The 14,157-nt window shown below is 70.4% G+C and carries 9 protein-coding genes and 2 pseudogenes; 10 read left to right on the forward strand and 1 reads right to left on the reverse strand.

What is annotated here, in order from left to right; all coding sequences use genetic code 11:
* Window positions 1-22: 22 nt before the first annotated feature.
* Complete coding sequence (locus tag ISN38_RS13390) at window positions 23-1,171, reverse strand: phosphotransferase enzyme family protein (protein ID WP_003471494.1); 1,149 nt, start codon at window positions 1,169-1,171, stop codon at window positions 23-25.
* A 370-nt stretch (window positions 1,172-1,541) separates the two neighbouring features.
* On the opposite strand from ISN38_RS13390, the gene ISN38_RS13395 reads away from it, so the two are divergent.
* The 10 genes and pseudogenes from ISN38_RS13395 (at window position 1,542) to ISN38_RS13435 (ending at window position 14,156) form a co-directional block, all read left to right on the forward strand.
* Window positions 1,542-2,387 (forward strand): glycosyltransferase family 2 protein, encoded by an 846-nt coding sequence (locus ISN38_RS13395; RefSeq protein WP_003471496.1) that lies wholly within the window; start codon window positions 1,542-1,544, stop codon window positions 2,385-2,387.
* 170 nt (window positions 2,388-2,557) lie between these two features.
* Window positions 2,558-3,526, forward strand: coding sequence for a hypothetical protein (locus tag ISN38_RS13400; protein WP_003471504.1), 969 nt, complete (start codon window positions 2,558-2,560; stop codon window positions 3,524-3,526).
* A 50-nt stretch (window positions 3,527-3,576) separates the two neighbouring features.
* A complete protein-coding gene (locus ISN38_RS13405) occupies window positions 3,577-5,466 on the forward strand; it encodes a glycosyltransferase family 2 protein (RefSeq protein ID WP_058364105.1) in 1,890 nt (629 codons plus the stop codon).
* Window positions 5,414-6,928, forward strand: a complete 1,515-nt coding sequence (locus tag ISN38_RS13410) for a hypothetical protein (protein WP_206711848.1) — start codon at window positions 5,414-5,416, stop codon at window positions 6,926-6,928. Before ISN38_RS13405 ends, ISN38_RS13410 begins: the two co-directional genes overlap by 53 nt.
* Window positions 6,910-7,896 carry a glycoside hydrolase family 113 gene (locus ISN38_RS13415; protein WP_399506650.1) on the forward strand — a complete coding sequence of 329 codons (987 nt, stop codon included), beginning with the start codon at window positions 6,910-6,912 and terminating at the stop codon, window positions 7,894-7,896. The genes ISN38_RS13410 and ISN38_RS13415 overlap by 19 nt, the downstream gene beginning before the upstream one ends.
* Before the next feature lie 209 nt (window positions 7,897-8,105).
* A complete protein-coding gene (gene pncB, locus ISN38_RS13420) occupies window positions 8,106-9,287 on the forward strand; it encodes a nicotinate phosphoribosyltransferase (RefSeq protein WP_003472474.1) in 1,182 nt (393 codons plus the stop codon).
* Between the two features lie 318 nt (window positions 9,288-9,605).
* Window positions 9,606-9,701 (forward strand): annotated as a pseudogene (locus ISN38_RS20865) (cellulose biosynthesis protein BcsD); the annotation flags it as partial.
* 78 nt (window positions 9,702-9,779) lie between these two features.
* A pseudogene (locus ISN38_RS13425) lies at window positions 9,780-10,274 on the forward strand (cellulose synthase subunit BcsC-related outer membrane protein); the annotation flags it as partial.
* Window positions 10,275-10,755: 481 nt separating this feature from the next.
* Window positions 10,756-11,940: a non-hydrolyzing UDP-N-acetylglucosamine 2-epimerase gene (gene wecB / locus ISN38_RS13430; protein ID WP_038239817.1), complete on the forward strand. Its 1,185-nt coding sequence runs from the start codon at window positions 10,756-10,758 to the stop codon at window positions 11,938-11,940.
* A complete protein-coding gene (locus tag ISN38_RS13435; RefSeq protein ID WP_058362176.1) occupies window positions 11,937-14,156 on the forward strand; it encodes a hypothetical protein in 2,220 nt (739 codons plus the stop codon). The genes wecB and ISN38_RS13435 overlap by 4 nt, the downstream gene beginning before the upstream one ends.
* The last annotated feature ends 1 nt before the right edge of the window (window position 14,157 follow it).

The following is a 14,157-nucleotide window of genomic DNA, read 5'->3' on the forward strand; positions in this document are numbered from 1 at the left end:
CGCGGCAGCGAATGCGAAGTGCTCATCGCACCGCGTCCGCGTGCCGCTGCAGCTGCCGCAGCAGGCGCTGGCCCTCGTCGCCGCCGAACCAGTCGGCGTGGCCGAGCAGGTAGCGCCGATAGGCGATGTCGGCATTGGCCTCGGAGCCGGTGATGCCGGCGAAATAATCGATCTCGCTGAGCGCGAAGTCGGTATGCGCGATCGGCAGCAGGGCGGCCAGCAGGCGCAGTTGCGCCGCGTCCAGCGGCAGTACCTGCGCGTAGCCGTGCAGCAGCGTGTCGAGTTGATCGAGCTCGGCGGGGGCACGGCCGCCGGCGTCGAGCTGTAGCCACGGCACCAGGTTGCGTTCGATCGCGGTGGCCAGATCGAACAGCGCGAAGCTGCGGTCGGCCAGGCCGAAATCGAACACCGCGCTGACCGTGCTGGCCGCGCCGTGGCCGCGCCACAGCAGGTTGGATGCATGCCAGTCGCCGTGCGTCCACAGCGGCGGCGCTGGCGAGCGCAGCAGCGGCCAGGCGCGCGCGTGCCATGGCAGCAGGTGCCGGCGCAGATCGCCGCGCCAGTCGCGCCGCTGCAGCCACGCGGCCAGTGCGGGCCGGCCGTGCAGGTCCTGCTGCACGGCCTGCAGCGGATCGGCATGGCCGAACAGACGCAGGTTGGCGACCAGTAGCGCGGTGCTGCGTGGCGGCGCCGAGTAGCCGGCGGCGCCGCGGTGCAGCAGGGCGAGCGCGCGCCCGGCGGCCTGCGCGTGCTCGGTCCCGGCGAACGGTAGCCACGAGGCCGTGTCGCGGTACAGGTCTTCGCCCGTGGCGGCGCGCTGCACTTCGTAGGTCCAGTCGCCGAGTTCCACTGCGCTGGCGCCGTCGGGCGTGCGCAGCAGCTCCGGGACCGGCACGCCGCGTATGCGCAGATGCTCGATGAAGCGATGTTCCTCGCCCAGCGTGCGCGCATCGCGCAGCCTGCGGTGATGGCGCTTGACGAACAGGGTGCCGGCCGCACTGTCGACCTCGGCCGCCGCGGAGAACGGGCGCGGGCTGTGCCAGCGCAAGGCGCGGACCGCGTCGGGCAGGGCCATGCGCCGCAGTAGGGCGTCCACCTCGTCGACTCGCAACGGCGGCCAGTCCGCCGCGGCCGGGGCCAGGCTCATGCCATGCATCTGATGCGCGCTCATCGGGCCGCTCTCGCAGGCGGGGACGCGCGCATGGCGTGGCAACGGCGCGCTGCGTCGTGCTTTTCGCGGATTGGTCTAGACCAGGAATGCGGAGGCTCGCGGCTGCTGCCGATGGCGACATCGGTCGAAACGCGGCGACGCTGCCGGGCCATCGGCAGGCACGGCCGCCAGCGAGCTGGGCGGCCGATGCGTAGCGATCCTGGCGGCAGCACGCCGTAGTGGGCGCTAGCCGTCATCTACACCGCGCAAGGCATGGGAACCGCCGATTCTACCGCGTCGGCGCGGCGCCGACGCCGCAGGCGCGGCGCGCGCGGACGCCCGCCAGGTGCGACGCCTTCTGCGCGCGCGGCTTTGCCCGGATAATTGGCGCATGAGCGAACAGCAGATGGCCGTGGTGGTGGTGACCTACGAGAGCGGCAGCACCATCGACGCCTGCCTGCAGCGGCTGCGCACGGCGGCCGACGTCGCCCAGATCCGCGTGGTCGACAACGCCTCGCGCGACGACACCCTGGCGATCGTGCAGCGCCACGCGCTGGAGGACCGGCGCGTGCGCTTCGTCGCCAACCCCGACAATCCCGGTTTCGCCAGCGCCTGCAACCAGGGCGCGGCGGCCAGCGACGCGCCGTGGCTGGCGTTCGTCAATCCGGACCTGATGGTGGAGGCCGATACGCTGGCGCTGCTGCGCGCTCAGGTCGCCGCGCTCGGCGACGCGCTGCTCGGGGTGGAGCAGGTCGACGAGCACGGCCGCGCGGACGCCGCGGTGCGCCGCCGCGATCCGGATTTCGCGGCGATGCTGCGGCACCCGCTGGCCGGTTCGCGGCTGGCGCTGGCGGTGGATCCGGCGCAGCCGCTGCAGCGGGTGGACGCGATCTCCGGTGCGCTGATGCTGCTGCCGCGGGCGCTGTTCGACCGCATTGGCGGTTGGGACGCCGGCTACCGCCTGCATGCCGAGGACCTGGACCTGTGCCGCCGCGCGCGCCAGGCCGGGGCCACGGTGGCGGTGTGCAACCGCCTGCGCGTGCTGCACGTGCGCGGCGTTTCCAGCCGCAAGCGGCCCTGGTTCGTGGAATGGCACAAGCATCGCGGGCTGTGGCGCTATTTCCGCAAGTTCGAGGCGCCGGCACGCTCTGCGCCGGTGCGTGCGGCGGTGTGGGCGGTGATCTGGCTGCATGCCTGGGTGACCTTCGCCCGCTTGTGCTGGCGCCGCCCCGGCTGAACGGAGTACCAGGCTGGTGCGTGCGCTACGGCACGCTGTATGCGTGATAAGCATTCATTTATCGCGTGATGTGAATCACCCTGAAAAGATGCTACGTTCCTGTCGCGATTCCGCTACGGAATCGTTTCCTGCTCCCTGTTTCAGGGGCCCCCCTCCAGGAAACAACTGCGATGAACCAGTCCTATGGCGCGCGCGCGCGCTCGTGGCCGCGCGTATGCGCGGCACCCGCTTCCATGACCAGCACCGGTGGCGCGCGGCACCGCCCCGGCCGCCGCGCACGCACGCTGTCGCGATTGGCGCTGGGCCTGGCCGCCTTGGCCGCCGGACCCTGTTGCGCCGGTGCCTGGGTGCAGGACGAAGGCGCCGCGCTGGTGATCCTCAAGGCCAGCCATAGCGACGGTGGCGCGGTCTACAACAGCCACGGCCAGGACCAGAATTTCCCCGATGCCGGGCGCAGCCGCCAGGACCAACTGAACCTGTACGCCGAGTACGCGCTGAGCGCGGACCTGACCCTGGTCGGCAACGTTTATTTCAGCAAGGCCGGCTATCGCAACGACAGCGGCTACGGCAATCAGCACACCACCGGCTGGGCCGATCAGGAAGTCGGGCTGCGCTACCGCCTGGGTCCGGACGGCCGCAACGGCCCGTGGCACGGCGCGCTGCAGGTGCTGGCGCTGATTCCCGGCTACAGCCGCCAGGACGCCGACGACCGCAACCGTCCGGCGCTCGGGCAGGGCGACGACGGTGCCGAACTGCGCTACAGCCTCGGCCGCGGCTATCGGGCCGGTGGCCTCGATGGCTATGTGGACCTCGGTGCGGCGGTGCGCCTGCGCGGCGGCGATTCCGCCGACGAGGCGCGCCTGGACATCAGCAGCGGCCTGGCGCTGGCGCCGCGCTGGATGCTGATCGGCGAACTCAACGTGATCCAGAGCCTGGGCAACGGCAACGGTCCCAACCCGGTGTACGCGCCCGGCACCCCGATCCGCGGCAACAACTACGACCTGACCAAGCTGCAGGCCTCGCTGCTGCATACGCTGCCCGGCGGCACCCAGTTGCAGCTCGGCTACCAGCAGCCGGTGGCCGGGCGCAACACTGGCGGTGCCGGCGGCCCGTTCGTCGCCGCCTGGTGGCGGTTCTGACGGTGACCGCAGTGAGCCATTCCACCGCAAGCGACAACGCCGGCGAGGCGATCGGTCCGCTCGGCAGCGTGCCCGAGCCGCGCGGCTGGCAGGCCCCGATCGGCACCGCGCTGGTCGAGGGCGGCGTCATCGACGCGGCGCAGCTGCAGGAGGCACTGGCGCTGCAGGCGCGCTGGCGTTCGCGCCTGGGCGACGTGGTGCTGGCGCAGCGCGGTGTCACCGCGCTGCGCTTCTACACGGTGCTGTCGGCGCATTTCGGGCTGAACTTCGTCAATCTGCTGCAGCAGCCGATCCACCCGGCGCTGTTCGAACCGGAGCGGCTGGCCGACTACGCGCAGCGCCTGGTGCTGCCATGGCGGATGGAAGAGGGCCGGCTGGTGCTGGCGGTGGCCGATCCCGGCCCGGAGACCTTCGCCTGGGCGCGCAGCGTGTACGGCGCCGACGTGCGCTTCGTCGGCACCTCCAAGTTCGACATCGTCTGGGGCCTGCAGCAGCAGGCCGATGCGCAGCTCACCCACGATGCGCTGAACCTGCTTGCCGAACACGCGCCGGAGCATTCGGCCAAGCAGGTGGTCACCCGCAAGCAGGTGGTGTCGTTGTGCACCGTGGCGCTGTTGTTGCTGCTGGCCCTGCTGATCTGGCCGGTGCCCGTCCTGATCGCGATCAACAGCGTGGTCGGCATCGCCTTCGTGGCCACGTTCGCGCTGAAGTTCGCGCTGGCCTGGCTGGGCGCGCGGCGGCGCATCGAGATCAAGGTCACCGATGCGGAAGTGGCCGCGCTCAGCGACGAGGACCTGCCGGTGTATACGGTGCTGGTGCCGATGTACAAGGAACCGGACGTGTTGCCGATCCTGGCCAACGCGCTGCGCCGGCTCGACTACCCGACCTCCAAGCTGGACGTGAAGCTGGTGCTGGAGGCCGACGACACCGAGACCATCGAGGCGGCCAAGGCGCTGGGCCTGGAGGCGTTCTTCGAGATCATCCGGGTGCCGCCGTCGCAGCCCAAGACCAAGCCGAAGGCGTGCAACTACGCGCTGCAGTTCGCGCGCGGGCAGATGCTGACCATCTACGACGCCGAGGACAAGCCGGAGCCGGACCAGCTCAAGCGCGCGGTCGCCGCGTTCCGCAAGTCGCCGGCCGACGTGGCCTGCATCCAGGCGCGGTTGAACTACTACAACGCCGACGAGAACTGGCTCACGCGTATGTTCACGCTGGAATACACGCTGTGGTTCGACTTCTACCTGCCGGCGCTGGAAACCCTGCGCATCCCGATCCCGCTCGGCGGCACTTCCAACCATTTCCGCCTGGACATCCTGCGCAAGGTGCGCGCCTGGGACCCGTACAACGTCACCGAGGACGCCGACCTGGGCGTGCGCCTGACCCAGCAGGGCTACCGGGTCAGCGTGGTCAACTCGACCACGTTCGAGGAAGCCAACGTCAGCATTCCCAACTGGATCCGGCAGCGTTCGCGCTGGCTCAAGGGTTACATGCAGACCTGGCTGGTGCACATGCGCGATCCGGTGCAGCTGTACCGCTCGGTCGGTTTCCGCGGCTTCTGGGGCTTCCAGTTCTTCGTCGGCGGCACCTTCTTCACCGCGCTGATCGCCCCGCCGATGTGGCTGATCTACGGCATCTGGGCGCTGACCGACACCCATGTGTTCAATCCGTTCTTCCCGCCCGCGCTGCTGTACCTGAGCATGCTCAACCTGCTGCTGGGCAACGGCTTCCTGATCTATATGACCTTGCTGGCGGCGTTCAAGCGCGACTACTTCCGGCTGGCGCCGTACGCGCTGACCGTGCCGCTGTACTGGCTGCTGCAATCGGTCGCTGCCTACAAGGGCCTGTGGCAGCTCATCCATAATCCGTTCTACTGGGAAAAGACCACCCATGGCATCAGCAAGCACATGGCCGAAGAGCGCCGCGCCGCACTCGACGACTGAGACGCCGCGGCGTCCGCACGGCGTGGCGGTGTTCGTGGCCACCGCGGCGCTGCTGGCGCTGCTGTGCCAGCGCTTGCTCGCGCATGGCTACATGAGCGACGACGCGATGGCGCAGTACGCCAAGCTGCTGCTGTTGCGCGACGCGGCCGGGTTCCGCACCGAATACCTAGGCTTCCTGTACGCGCAGGCCTCGCTGTACCTGGGCCTGCTGATCGGCGGCGTGCCGGGCTTGTCCACGCCGTTGCTGCCGTACCTGGTGGATGTGCTTGCCGGCGCGGCGCTGCTAACCCTGCTGTGGCGCGACCTCGCCGCGGGCCTGGGCCGTGCCTGGGCCTGGGGCCTGTGCGCGGCGCTGGTGCTGCAGCCGTTCTTCCTGTGGCCGACGCTGTCGGGCAATAACCAGGGTCTGGGCCTGCTGGTGTTCTATCTGACCTGCCGCGCGCTGCGCCATCTCCGCGGCGATCCGGAAGCCTTCGCCTACCTGCGCCTGGCCCTGTGCCTGTGCCTGCTGTTTTTCGTCGACGAACGCGCCTGCTTCCTGGCCGTGGCGATGGCGCCGTGGCTGGGCGTGATCGCGCCGCAGGGCATGCTGCGGCGCGCGCCGCTGTCGTTCTACTTGGTGTGCTACCTGCCGTTCCTGTTCGCGGTCGCGACCTGGATGTATCTGAACTATCTGTTCTTCGGCGATGCGTTGCTGTTCGTGCGCGACCAGCATTCGGCGTTCCGCGGCAGCTACGCGCAGGCCGCGCTGCAGCCGTGGCTGCAGCAGGCGATGGCGCGGCCGTGGTGGCCGCCGCTGTACCTGGCGCTGGCCGGCCTGGTCACCACGCCGCTGCTGTTGCTGGTGCGGCGCACCCGGCTGAGCAGCACCTGGCGTTGCGTGCTGGTGGCGACGGTCACCGTGATCGGCGCCGGCACGCTGGCGGCATGGGCGCGCTTCAGCGCGCAGCCGCTGGATTTCCTGGCGCTGATGGTGGTGCCGGCGGCGCTGCTGCTGGGCGACCTGCGCCGCGAGCTGCGCTGGCCGGCGTTGGCGTTGCTGCTGCTCGGCGCCGTCGCCAGCGGCTGGGTCATCGCCCAGACCGCCGCGTCGACCACCCGCGATTGGGCAGCGGCGCTGTACGCGCCGGTGGCGCCGCGGCATCCGGACGAAGCGCGGCTGGGCGCCTGGCTGGCCGAGGCGCGGTTGCCGACCCTGCTCGACGATCGCGCCGGATACACGGTGATCGTGGCGCGCGGCGATGCGCAGGGCCTGATCCTCCCGTTCGACCCGCGCTTCAAGCGCGCGCTGGACGACCCGCGGCAGATGCCGGCGCAGGTAGTAGTGGCCGATCCGGCCAGCCAGGCCGGGGTGCTGGACAGCGTCAACCGGCGCCTGCCGCAGCTGTGGCGGCAGGGCCTGCCGGGCTACAGTCTGGTCTACCGACAAGGGTCTTACCGGGTATGGCGTCGAGCGCCTTGAGGATGTTGGCCGGCATGCTGTTGGCGCTCAGCGCGGGCGGCTGCGGCGCGTCGCCGCCGCCCGCGGCCGCGCCCACGCCGTGGATGGGCGCCAACGTCAAGGTGTCGGCGCAGGCGCCGTGGGGCAGCGACGCGGCGCAGCGCTCCTTGCAGCAATTGGCCGATGCCGGCGCCGCGCGCGCGTTGCTGGTCGCCTTCGTCTGGCAGGCCACGCCGCAGTCCGATGATCCGGTGCTGGGCAGCGACAGCAGTGTGGAGCAGGTGCGTGCCGGCCTGCGGCAGATGCGCGCGGCCGGCCTGGAGCCGGTGTTGAAGGTGCATCTGTGGATTCCGGGACATTGGGCCGGCGAGGCCGCGCCGGCCGATCGCGCGGCCTGGTTCGGCGCCTACCAGCGCGCGCTGCTGCAACTGGCGCAGGTCGCCGCCGACGAGCGCACCGCGGCCTTGATCGTCGGCACCGAATTGCGCGGCCTGCAGGACGCGCCGCAATGGCCGGCGCTGGTGGCGGCGGTGCGCCAGGTCTACCGCGGTCCGCTCGGCTATGTGGCCGACGGCCTGGAGCAGGCCGAGCGCTTCGGCTACTGGGACCGCTTCGATTTCGTCGGCACCAGCCTGTATCCGGCATTGTCGGCGGCACCTGCGCAGCGCCTGACGCAGATGCGCGCGGCGGCGGCGCGGGTGCAGGCGCTTGGCACGCGCAGCGGGCGTCCGGTGTGGGTGGCGGAACTGGGGCTGCGCTCGGCGCGCGGCAGCCTGGCCGCGCCCTGGGAGAGTCCCGAGCAGCGCCGTGCTGCGGTGGATACCGCCTTGCAGGCGCAGGTGCTGCAGGATTGGCGCCGGGTGCTGGGCGAGCAACGCATCGCCGGCATCGCGCTGTGGTGCTGGTACACCGATCCGAACGCCGGCGGTGCGCACGACAGCGATTTCACCGTGCAGCACAAGCCGGCGCAGGCGGTGCTGGCGCGCTGACGCTCCCTGTAGGAGCGGCTTCAGCCGCGACAGGCGTTGCTGGTAGTGCCTGTCGCTCCTACAAGGGCTAGCGGGATGCTGGCTGTGTGCACTGTAGGAGCGGCTTCAGCCGCGACCTGGGCGTTACCGGTCAGTCTCGGTCGCGGCTGAAGCCGCTCCTACAGGGGTAACGGCGGCAGCCGGCAACGCGGCCGGCGCATAATCGCGCGATGATCATCGATTCGCTGCTCGACACCGACCTCTACAAGTTCACCATGATGCAGGCGGTGCTGCACCAGCATCCCGGTGCGCAGGTGGAATACCGCTTCAAGTGCCGCACGCCCGGCATCGATCTGGCGCAGTTCCTGCAGCAGATCTCGGCCGAGATCGACGCGCTGTGCGCGCTGCGCTTTCGCGCCGAGGAGCTGGACTACCTGCGCGGCCTGCGCTTCATCAAGCCGGACTTCGCCGACTTCCTCGGGCTGTTCCATCTGGACCGCAAGTACCTGCAGTTGCAGGCCTCGGCTACGGTGCCGGGCGAGATCGAGCTCAGCATCCGCGGGCCGTGGCTGCACACCATCCTGTTCGAGGTGCCGCTGCTGGCGATCGTCAACGAGGTCTGGTTCCGCAATACCGGCGGCGGCGATCACGCCGAGGGCCTGCGCCGGCTGCAGGCCAAGATCGCGTTGCTGCGCGACAGCAGCGGCTATGGCGGCTGCGCGATCGCCGACTACGGCACCCGCCGCCGCTATTCGCGGGCCTGGCACGGCGAGCTGTTGCCGGTGCTGCAGCAGACCCTGGGCGCGCAGTTCGTCGGCACCAGCAACGTGTACTTCGCGCGCCGCTACGGGCTGACCCCGCTCGGCACCATGGCCCACGAATACCTGCAGGCGTTCCAGGCGCTGGGTCCGCGGCTGCGCGATTCGCAGGCCGCGGCGCTGGAGTCGTGGGCGCGCGAATACCGCGGCGACCTCGGCATCGCGTTGTCCGACGTGGTCGGCCTGGACGCGTTCCTGCGCGACTTCGACCTGTATTTCTGCAAGCTGTTCGACGGCATGCGCCACGATTCCGGCGATCCCTTCGCATGGGGCGAGCGCGTGCTGGCGCACCTGCAGCGGCAGCGGGTGGACCCGCGCGGCAAGGTGTTGGTGTTCAGCGACGGCCTGGACATCGACAAGGTAATGCGGCTGTACGCGCACTTCCACGGCCGCTGCATGCTCGCCTTCGGCGTCGGCACCAACCTCACCAACGATCTGGGGCCGGCGCCGCTGCAGATCGTGATCAAGATGGTCCGCTGCAACGGCCAGCCGGTGGCCAAGCTCAGCGATTCGCCGGGCAAGAACCTGTGCGACGACCCGGCCTATCTGGCCTATCTGCGGCAGGTCTTCGCGGTGGCGGCCGATCCTGGATAGCGGGACGTGCGCCTGTCGCGCGCTGGCGGCGGCGACGAAGAGGGCGGCATGCCTGCGCCGCCGCGAAAAGGACTTTGCTGTGGCGGAACAGTCGGCTGTCATCCGTGGATAAAGTGAGAGCTGTGTCTCATTGATGACCGTCCTTGTCATGGCGATGCCGTGCTTGCTTGGTCACCATGTCCCGTCCCCGCCGCGCCCATTTCCGATCAGAGACATCACCCGGTGAACTCTCCCGAGCTGTACACGCATTTCCGTACCCAGGCCTGCTCGCGGCAGTGGTGCGGCTTCCTGCGCGCGTTGGCCCAGGAGTTCGCGGAGGTGCTGGCGGCGGACGACCTGGCGTTGCTGATGGCGCGGATCGGCTGCCGATTCGCCGGCACGCATCCGATCGGAACCTGCGCGACGCTGGACGAGGTGCAGGCCGGGGTCAACCGGGTCTGGGAGCGGATGGAGTGGGGGTATGCGCGTTTCGAGGAGCAGGCCGACCGGGTCGACAAGAACCTGAGCGGCCACACCTACGGCCAGGGCGGCTACTTCAGCCCGCAGGACTATGTCGATCTGGGGTTCCCGGTGCACTGGAGCGGGCGTTCGGCCGGGCGCAAGGTCAACTGGAGCGTGGACGCCAGCGTCGGCGTGCAGCATTTCCGCAGCGACGACAGCACCTACTTCCCGACCAGCGCGCAGCTGCAGCAGGACGCCTACGCCGCTGCGTCGCTGGCCGCGCTGCTGGGCCTGGTGGACAGCTACACCGCGCCGGTCTACGCCGGGCAGAGCAAGACCGGCGTGTCCTACAACCTCGCCGGCGCGGCAGGGTGGCAGCTGGCCCCGCAGCTGTTCCTGGGTGGGCGGCTTATCTTCAACAACAACAACGCCCGCGACTACAACCAGTTCAGCACCAACCTCTACGTGCGCTTCGTGCTCGACCGGCTCGGCGCCGGCCTCGGCCGCCGACGGCAGGTGCTGGCCTCGCCGTACGTGGGCGAGTAGGGCAGGGCGCTTCCCGCGTCGCGACGGACCTCGCTGCCGCGGGGACTTGCGGCCAGCGCCCGCAGGCTCTGCAGCAGCGGCTGCGGCCCCGACGCCAGCACCAGTGCCAGGCAGCGGCCTTGTTTCGGCGCCCCGAAGCAAGGCCGCATGCGGCCAGACGGGACATCCGCCGTCTCCAGGCGCAGCGCCGATATCACGCTGCACTGCATCATCCGGTCTGATCTGCAGCAATCTTCAGGACGACGCAACGCGCTGCCTCTGGCGGCGCATGCGGCTGTGCGACGCCCGCGCGTGGCGGGCCGATCTGCCCTGCAAATTCAAGCTTCCAACCGCGCCGGACCTAGGCCAAATGCCGAGGTACGGTTGGCCAAGCGCGGCCTGACGCCGGGCATCGCCTGGTCGCCCGCACGATTTGTATACACCAGTTCGCACATATTATGTGACGATAGTCACGTTTGATTTGTGACCAATGGAGCGGCTGGTGAAGGTTCTTTGCGTTTTTGGTACACGCCCCGAAGCGATCAAGATGGGGCCGCTGGTGCGCGCGCTGCACGCCGCGCCCGGCATCGACTCCCAAGTCTGCATCACCGGACAGCATCGGGCGATGCTGGATCAGGTGATGGCGTTGTTCGCGATCCAGCCGGATCACGACCTCGATGTAATGGTAGCCGACCAGACCCTCAACGGCCTGAGTTCGCGGCTGCTCGCCAAACTCGATGCCCTGTACGCGCAGCTGCAGCCGGACCGCGTGCTGGTGCATGGCGATACCAGTACCGCGATGACCGCCGCGCTGGCCGCGTTCCATCGGCGCATTCCGGTCGGCCACGTCGAAGCGGGCCTGCGCACCGGCAATCTGCAGCAGCCGTGGCCGGAAGAGATGAACCGGCGGGTGATCGACGTGGTCGCCGACCATCTGTTCGCGCCCACCGCCAGCGCGCGCGATAACCTGCAGCGCGAGCACCTGTCCGGCCGCATCAGCGTCACCGGCAACACGGTGATTGATGCGCTGCAACTGACCGTGGGGCGGCTCGAGCGCGATGCCGTGCTGCGCGCGACGGTGGATGCGCAGTTCCCGTTCCTGGACGCGCAGCGCAAGTTGCTGCTGGTCACCGGGCATCGCCGCGAAAGCTTCGGCGACGGCTTCGCCAACATCTGCCGCGCGCTGGCCGAACTGGCGCAGCGCCAGGACCTGCAGATCGTCTACCCGGTGCACCTGAATCCGAACGTGCAGGGCCCGGTCCACGCGCAGTTGGGCGGGCTCGGCAACGTGCGCCTGATCGCGCCGCAGGACTACCTCGCCTTCGTGCGGCTGATGCAGCGCGCGCACGTGGTGCTGACCGATTCCGGCGGCGTGCAGGAAGAAGCGCCGGCGCTGGGCCGGCCGGTGCTGGTGATGCGCGAGGTCACCGAGCGCCCCGAAGCGGTCCGGGCCGGCGTGGTGACCCTGGTCGGTACCGATCCGGCGCGGATCGTGGCCGCGGTCGCCGCGGCCTGCGACCTGCCGGCGCGGCCCGCGCGGTTCCTGCCCCACGCCAGCCCCTACGGCGATGGCCGCGCGGCGGCGCGGATCGTGGCCGCGCTGCGCGGCCAGTCCTTCGACAGTTTCGTGCCCGGCCGTGCCGCGGCGGTGTCCCCCCTCCCTCTTTTTTCAGAAGCGATGCCATGACCCACACCCGCCGTCCTACCGCACGCTTGCCCCAGGTTCTGCCGCTGGCCTTGGTCCTGGCGACCGCGCTGCCGCCCGCTGCCGCCGCCGACTCCGTTGCCGGCCAGTTCGGCGAATGGGCCGGCACCACCACGGTGACCCGCTCGATGACCCTGCGCGAACTCGGCTTCAAGCAGCCGCTGGTGCTCAGCGGCCAGGAAAGCCAGCGCGAAATCTACCTGCCGGTGCCGGCCGGCGTGGCGACCCACGATGCGCAGTTGCAGGTCGATGCGCGTTACGTGCGCGGGCATACCGGGCGCAGCGCCAGCCTGCTGTCGATCGACGGCGACCCGGTGTCGGCGCGTTCGATCACCGATGCCCAGGGCGATCTCAGCCAGCTGATCGGCATCGACGGCTTCGCCCGCCCCAACGGTTTCGTGCGCTTCGGCGTGGGCTGGTGGTCGGTGGTGTCCGAGTACCGCTGCGCCGACCAGAGCGCGCCGGCCAACGTGCTGCGGCTGTCGCCGGAGTCGCGCTTCAGCTACCGCTTCGACCGCCGCGCGATCGACACCGTGGCCAAGGCCTGGGGTGCGTTGCCGGCCACGGTGCGGCTGCTCGTGGAGGGCCGCGCCAGCAGCGTGCAAAGCTACGACACCGCCTGGCGCGTGGGCACCGCGCTGGAGAACGGCGGCAAGCGCGTGGACGTGGTCGCGCTGCCGGCGGTGGGCGCGATCGTGGACCTGCGCGGGCTGGCGATCCCGGCCAGCCTGGCCGGCATTCCCGCCTACGCGGCGTTGTCCGATCGTAGCGCCAGCCACCGCATCGGCAGCCTGGCCGAAGTCGGCGCGCTGCTGTCGCTGCGCGATGGCAGTCCGCTCGCGGTCGACGTAGCGGTGCTGAGCGATCCGTTACGCGCCGGCGTGCGCGCCGCGCTGGATGCGCTGGGGACCCAGGTCGCCAGCGCCGCGCCGGATGCGGCCGGCGCGTTCGCCGCGTGGCGCAAGGCCGACATGGCCGGGTTCGAACAGCCGGTCGGCACCGCGTCGGTGCAGGTGGCGCTGGTCGGCGGGCATCCGACCCTGCTGGTCGCCAGCGGCGCCGGCGCCAAGGTCGCCGGTCTGTTGACCCAGCAATGGCGCGCCTACGCGCAGGGCCGTGCGCTGCGGGTGAGCACTGCGCTGCTGCCGCCGGCCGACAAGAACGTGGTGCTGCTCGGCCGCCTCGGCGACCTGGCCGGCACCCAGGACATCGTCTCGCGCGGCGACCGCACCGCGAACTTCGACCTGGGCGCGCTGTCCAGCGAGGGGCGCCTGCCCAGCGAAGTGGTGGTCGACGTCAGCGCGGCGCCGAACCCGGCCGGGCAGGGCGCGGTCGCCTCGATCTTCTTCAACGACTATCTGCTGGGCGCCAAGGTGCTCGATGCCGACGGCAAGCCGCAACGGCTGGTGGCCACGGTGCCGAGCTACGCGCTGGCCGCACGCAACCAGGTGCGGATCAGCTTCCTGCGCCAGCCGGCGCGCCCGTACTGCCACGATCCGGCCACCGGCTACCCGGTGTCGGTGCTGCCCAGCAGCCATATCCGCCTGGCCGATCGCAGCCTGGCGGCCGATTTCGTCGGCGCCGCCTCGCAGCTGGCCGGCGCGCACGAGGTGTTCGTGCCCAGCAGCTGGCTGCAGGACGCGCCGGCGTCGCTGACCAAGGTGATCCATCTGGCCGGCGCGACCGGCGCCTCGCCGATGCAGGCGGTGCTTAAGGTCGGCGCGGCCAACACCGCGATCGCGCCGACCGGTCCCTACCTCAGCTTCGTGCTGGCCCCGCAGGGGCTGGCGCAGAGCGGGGCGGTGCGCGACGGCAAGCTGGTGGTGTCCGGCCCGGGCAATCAGGTGCTGCTGGACCTGGCCGGGCTCGACCGCGCCGCCCTGGTCGAAGTGGTCGGCAGCGGCGCCAGCACCGGAGTGATCTACCGCGAGCTGGGCACCCAGGGACCGCAGATCGCCGAACCGTTCCGGCTGATCCGCGGCAATCTGGCGCTGCTGGATGCCAACGGCGTGGTGCAGGACTTCGACGGCCAGGACCCGACCGGCGCGCGCATGGCCGAGCAGAGCAACCCGCAGCCGCTGTGGCAGCAGCACATGGTGTGGCTGGTGGTGCTGGTGGGGGTGATCGTGTTCATGCTGCTGGCCGCGCGCGTGGTGCAGATCCGTCGTCGCCGCCGCGCCGCGCAGAACGGGAACTGAT

Origin of the sequence: Xanthomonas translucens pv. undulosa, assembly GCF_017301775.1 — a bacterium.
In the GTDB taxonomy this organism is placed as follows: domain Bacteria; phylum Pseudomonadota; class Gammaproteobacteria; order Xanthomonadales; family Xanthomonadaceae; genus Xanthomonas_A; species Xanthomonas_A translucens.